Annotated in this window: 4 protein-coding genes and 1 pseudogene; all 5 read left to right on the top strand. The window is 60.8% G+C overall.

Annotated elements, in window-relative coordinates:
• Positions 1-1,197, top strand: a 1,197-nt coding sequence (locus JTP94_RS25250; RefSeq protein WP_246755317.1) for an alpha/beta hydrolase, incomplete at its 5' end; no start/stop codon positions are given.
• A 52-nt stretch (positions 1,198-1,249) separates the two neighbouring features.
• Positions 1,250-3,427, top strand: coding sequence for a mechanosensitive ion channel family protein (locus tag JTP94_RS25245; RefSeq protein ID WP_204853176.1), 2,178 nt, complete (start codon positions 1,250-1,252; stop codon positions 3,425-3,427).
• Between the two features lie 9 nt (positions 3,428-3,436).
• Entirely contained in the window at positions 3,437-3,859 is a 423-nt protein-coding gene (locus JTP94_RS25240; protein ID WP_204853175.1) for a hypothetical protein, read from the top strand.
• A gap of 108 nt (positions 3,860-3,967) precedes the next feature.
• Positions 3,968-4,615 carry a MarC family protein gene (locus tag JTP94_RS25235; protein ID WP_204853174.1) on the top strand — a complete coding sequence of 216 codons (648 nt, stop codon included), beginning with the start codon at positions 3,968-3,970 and terminating at the stop codon, positions 4,613-4,615.
• A gap of 32 nt (positions 4,616-4,647) precedes the next feature.
• Positions 4,648-4,874 (top strand): annotated as a pseudogene (locus JTP94_RS25230) (hypothetical protein); the annotation flags it as partial.

The following is a 4,874-nucleotide window of genomic DNA, read 5'->3' as shown; positions in this document are numbered from 1 at the left end:
AACGTGCTTATCCCGGTCGCAGATAGCTCGCCGAAATCCACCAAGGTCGACATGCTCGTGACCACGACACGCAGCCGCTCCACAGTTCAAGGTGAGATGTTCACAGGTGAGCGAGCGCTCACCCCGGCATTTGCCGACATTACCGTGTCCATCCCACCCTCGAACGTTCGAAAGGTTGGTGAGGTCGCCTGGCCGAAGAGGCTTCCATCCAATCCGGCAACCGACTTCGCAACCTTGAAGGCAGACGAGATTACGCGCGATGATGCCAAAAAATGGCTGAGCGCCTCGGTCAGGAAGAGCCGCGACGGCAGCGTCCTGGTGTTCATCCATGGCTTCAATAACCGCTTCGAGGACTCGGTCTACCGCTTTGCCCAGATTGTCCAGGATTCCGGCGTCCACAGCGCTCCGGTGCTTGTGACGTGGCCGTCGCGCGGCAGTCTGCTGGCCTACGGATACGACCGAGAGAGCACCAATTACACGCGCAACGCATTGGAGACCCTCTTCCAATATCTCGCCAAGGATCCGGAGGTGAAGGAAGTTTCCATCCTGGCGCATTCCATGGGGAACTGGCTGGCGCTAGAAGCGCTCCGTCAGATGGCGATCCGCAACGGCCGACTACCTGCCAAGTTCGAAAACGTAATGCTGGCCTCTCCCGACGTGGATGTCGACGTCTTCCGTCAGCAGATCGTTGACATGGGCAAGCAGCATCCGCAGTTCACCCTCTTCGTATCCCGCGACGACCGGGCGTTGGCCGTCTCGCGCCGGGTGTGGGGCAACGTCGCGCGGCTCGGGGCCATCGATCCTGAGCAGTCACCCTTCAAGAAGGAGCTGGCGGACAGCCAGATCACGGTGATCGACCTCACCAAGGTCAAGGCAGGCGACAGTCTCAATCACGGCAAGTTCGCGGAATCGCCCGAGGTCGTTCGTCTCATCGGCGCACGCATCTCAAACGGGCAAACACTGACCGATAGCAAAGTGGGCCTTGGAGACAAGATCCTTGCGGCGACGACGAGTACCGCGGCGGCGGCGGGTAGCGCAGCGGGGCTGATCCTTGCCGCCCCGGTCGCCGTCGTCGATGCGGATACCAGAGATAATTACGCTGGCCAGGTAAGCGGCCTCACCGGTCCTGCCGGCACGAAGCAGAGATCGTCTGACTGTGAGGCCGGCGTGAACAGGCAGAGGGCATGCGGGCGCTAATGGCCGCAGAGCGGTGCGACGGCCATCGATTTCATTCAGGTAAGGACAGACAATGGCAGCGCTTTCGAAAATCACCTCCGTCGGTACGCTGATCGCTGCGGCTGCGCTGGCGATAGCTGTTCTCATGGGCGTTTCCACTGCCGCGGCGCAGAACGACACGCCAGCGAAGTCACAGCCCGAGAGCGTCCAGCGTTTCATCGGCTTGTTCGCAGATCCCGACGTGCAGAACTGGTTGCAGCAGCAGCCCGCCGCCGCCAAAGCAGAGCCGGAGCTGGAACCGCCGCTTCCGGCATCGGATCCTGGCTTATCATTTGCAGAATTCACGACCCGCTTTCGCAGCCATGCTGCTGCCTTGCTTGCCGCGGCGCAATCCTTTCCTTCGGAGACAATGCGCGGTGCCGCAGTACTTGAACGAGACGTGCAGGCGAATGGCGGCACGCGACCGATCTTCCTCGTCGCCGCCTTCGTGGCAGTCGGACTGGCCGCACAATGGTTGTTCTATTGGATCACCGCGGGATGGCGCTCCTGGATGGCACGCGCGCCGTTTGCCACCGTTCGGGAGAGAATGATCGCCATCGCTGCCCGACTGTTGTGGGCAACATGCTACGTCCTCTCGTTCGGCCTCGGCAGCATCGGGTTCTTCCTTTTGTTCGAATGGCCGCCGCTCATCAGGGAGATCGTTGTCGGATACCTCTTCGCGATTGTAGTCTTCCGCCTGGCAAGTGCTCTTCTCGACGTGCTTCTAGTACCTCACGCGAAGGAAGAGGATCAATTCCGTGTCGTGCCTGTCACGGACGCCGCCGCCGCCCACTGGGCAAAACGCCTGGCCTATCTCGTGGGTTGGTACGCCTTCGGCTGGGTCACCATCCATCTGCTTGGCACCCTCGGCTTCTCAATTCCAGCCCGGCAACTCGTGGCATACACTCTAGGTCTGGTGCTTCTCGTCATCGGCATCGAAGCCGTTTGGCGACGCCCCACCGCATTGTCCGACGGCCAATCCGGCCGGATTGGTCTCCGCGCGCGGAACTGGCTCTGGACTGTCTACTTTGTTGGTGTCTGGCTCCTTTGGGTGGTCGGGGCGATGAAGCTCTTCTGGATCGCCGTCGTCTGTGCGGCGCTACCGGGAGCGATCGCCCTTACCAAGGCGTCCGTCGACAACCTCCTGCGGTCCTCCGCTGCGGAAGAAGATGGGCATCGAAGAGGCACCGTCGTCTCGGTGATCGTAGAGCGAGGTATAAGAGCCGCTCTGATCGTCGGAGCAATCGTTCTGCTCGCCGATGTCCTGGGAGTCCGGCTCACGCAGATGACGATGCAGGATTCTCCAGCCTTGAGGTTGGTCCGTGGCGTCTTGAGCGCGGGGATCATTCTCCTGGTCGTCGATCTCGCCTGGAACGTCGTCAAGGTCCTGATTGATCGCAAGCTCGGTGACACCGAGGCTGTCCTTGAGGTCGGAAGCGAACGGGAGCGGCGGCGCACCCGCCTCAGAACCCTGCTGCCGATCCTTCGTAACTTCGCGATGATCCTCTTCGTGGCCGTTGCCATTATGATGGCCTTGTCATCGCTCGGGGTCGAGATCGGGCCGTTGATCGCCGGGGCGGGCGTCGTCGGCGTTGCCATCGGCTTCGGCGCACAGACGGTGGTCAAGGACGTCATCAGCGGGATGTTCTACCTCCTGGACGACGCCTTCAGGGTGGGCGAGTACATCCAGAGCGGCAGCTACAAGGGTACTGTCGAGTCGTTCAGCCTGCGGTCCATCAAACTCAGACATCATCGCGGCGCAATTTACATCGTGCCGTTCAGCGAACTCGGAGCCGTGCAAAACCTAAGCCGCGACTGGGTGATCGAGAAGTTGACGATCACAGTGACGTATGACGCTGACGTGGAGAAGGCTCGCAAGATCATCAAGGCGATCGGCCAGGAACTGTCCGAGGATCCGGAGTTCAAGCCGATCACGATCCAGCCTCTGAAGATGCAGGGAATCGACAGCCTTGGCGATTCCGGCCTTCTTCTGCGCATCAAGTTCATGACCCTTCCCGGCCAGCAATTCACATTGAAACGCCGAGCCCTGCGGATGATCCACCAGGCATTCAACGAGAACGGCATCAAAATCGCCGTGCCGACAGTGCAGGTCTCGGGCGAGAAGGATGCAGGTATCGCAGCCGCTGCCCAGCAGACCTTGGCGAAGCAAAACCAGGCGCTGCTGGCGGCTGCCGAGACAAAGGACCAATAGGAGGATAAGATGAAGATACTGAAGACGATCGGTAAGATGCTCTCCGCGATTTCCATTCTGATGCTGGTCACCACCCCCATCCTCTCCCCTTCGTCAGCAGAAGCCCGCCGCGGCGTGGCTGCGTGCGGCCCCAGGGGTTGCGGTGCTGCGGCCTGCGGACCGCGCGGATGTGCTGCGGTCGGCCGGCGGGCAGGCCCGGCATACCGCCCCGCCTATCGCCCTGCCGTTAGACCTGCCCGGCGCGGCGTGGTGGTCGTCGCTCCGCGTCGCTACTGGCGTCCGGGTGGCGCCATCGCCGCGGGCGCTGCCATCGGCTTCGTCGCTGGAGCTGCGGCCGTTTCCCTTGCGGGTGCGCCGCCGCAGTCCGGTCAGTGCTGGTACTACACCTCCCCAGCTAGGACGACGGGTTTTTGGGACGTCTGCCCACGCTGAACGGCCCGACCGACAAAACCGGCAAGCCTGCTTGGTTTTCTTTGCCACCCGTCCACCCCTATTGGGAGGACTTGATTTCCGCGTCACAAATTTTAGAGGGAACGTTCCATGGATTTCTCAGTCATCGATGCCGCGCTCGTTGGAAAGCTTCTCCTGCTGCTTCTGATCGGCATGGGGCCGAAGATCGCTCTGGTTCCATTCCTGGAAAAGACACATGCCTTCGATACCGAAACCAAAGTGCGCATCGGTCGCCAGATGGTTTTGACGGCAACGGTCACCGCTCTGATCCTGTTCGCGACCGGCGCTCTGCTGATGAGGCTTCTCCACATCACGGGCGGTGCGGTCGCTGTCGCCGGCGGCATTATCCTTGCGCTTATCGCGATCAAGATGGCGTCTGGACCGACGGAAAAGCCGAACGATGACGTGGGGATTCCGATCGACCCGGCGAAGATCGCGGTCTTTCCGCTCGCCGTTCCCTATCTGCTCAATCCCGTCGGCATCACGGTCATCATCCTGGCCTCGGGTGAAGTCGTCTCGATTGTCAGTGCCGTACTTGTTACGGGTCTGATCCTGATCGTCGCCGCGCTCGACTATCTCGTGTTCACCAACATCGACAAGCTGGCCAAGCGCATGAAGCCTGCCAGTCTGATCGTCTCGGAGGTCGTCTTCGGCATTCTTTTGACTGCAGTCGCAATCCAACTGATCGTGAGCGGACTTGGCAATCTGGGAATCATCACGCCGACCGCCGCGCATTAATTCAAAACGGGATCTCTGGACGGAGCTTCGAGATGCCATCACTTGAGCGTTCTGTACCATGGGTGAGAAAACACGGCGCGGTCACCTACGCCGCACTTCTAACGGTGCAGACCCTTGCGGTCGGTTTCTTGTTGTGGATCGTCTTTCCGATCTTCTCGTCCATGGTTGCGAACCTCGGCGAACGCCAAGAGATTCCGGTGTCTAGCCTGATTGCCGTGCTTTCTGGCACCGTCGTTCTTCAAGCGAGCTATTGGGCAAG

The sequence above is a fragment of the Martinezella lusitana genome, from assembly GCF_016901135.1.
GTDB lineage: Bacteria > Pseudomonadota > Alphaproteobacteria > Rhizobiales > Rhizobiaceae > Rhizobium > Rhizobium lusitanum_D.
The sequence above is the reverse complement of the archived record's forward strand: the minus strand, read 5'-3'. Positions and strand labels throughout refer to the sequence as shown.